1 protein-coding gene is annotated in these 294 nt (G+C 46.9%); it reads left to right on the top strand.

What is annotated here, in order from left to right; genetic code table 11:
- Positions 1-179: 179 nt before the first annotated feature.
- Positions 180-294, top strand: a 115-nt coding sequence (locus HXW94_RS20565; RefSeq protein WP_178368444.1) for an Rpn family recombination-promoting nuclease/putative transposase, incomplete at its 3' end; no start/stop codon positions are given.

The raw sequence follows: 294 nt of genomic DNA, 5'->3' as shown, positions 1-294 counted from the left end.
CACCGTAATGGCCAAGGTGAACAAAATTGATGACCTGGGTACACTGAAAGAAATCAAAGAAACCATAAAAGCCGCCCAAGACATCTCGGAGATCATGGCCCTGCTGAAATAAAATGGAAATGGGGGGGGGCAGGCCTGACATTTTGACATTTTCTATCCCTTAAGGTTAAAATTCCACCATGACAGACGAGAAAAATAACAGCAAGGTGGTCAACCCCCATGACAAGGTGTTCAGGGAGATCTACAGCGATAAGGAAAATGCCCGCAGCCTTTTAGCCGGCAAACTGCCGGACA

Source organism: Desulfobacter latus, assembly GCF_013389365.1.
In the GTDB taxonomy this organism is placed as follows: domain Bacteria; phylum Desulfobacterota; class Desulfobacteria; order Desulfobacterales; family Desulfobacteraceae; genus Desulfobacter; species Desulfobacter latus.
The sequence above is the reverse complement of the archived record's forward strand: the minus strand, read 5'-3'. Positions and strand labels throughout refer to the sequence as shown.